The organism is Paraburkholderia sp. BR10937 (assembly GCF_040965695.1).
Lineage (GTDB): Bacteria > Pseudomonadota > Gammaproteobacteria > Burkholderiales > Burkholderiaceae > Paraburkholderia.
Genome location: NZ_JBFRCL010000236.1, coordinates 1 through 246 on the forward strand (window position 1 = coordinate 1; position 246 = coordinate 246).

The window sequence follows — 246 nt, forward strand, 5'->3', positions numbered from 1 at the left end:
TGCGCGGAGAAAGCGAGCCGAACGGATCCTGAAATACCACCTGCATACGCGAGTACAGCGCGCGGCGCGCGCTCGTCTTGCGTTGCTCCGAAAGCGCGATGCCGTCGATGCGGATCTCGCCCGCCGCGAGTGGCTCGGCCAGCTCGCGCACGAATGCGCGTCGGCGAACCTCGACGCGCGCATCGTCGAGCGCGTGGCGAGCATGCACGTTGCGCACGCGGATCAGCTCTATCTCACGAGCGACGG

1 protein-coding gene is annotated in these 246 nt (G+C 67.5%); it reads right to left on the minus strand.

From position 1 onward, the window contains the following. A partial coding sequence (locus AB4Y44_RS42785; protein WP_368702853.1) for a hypothetical protein occupies window positions 1-246 on the minus strand: 246 nt, incomplete at both ends.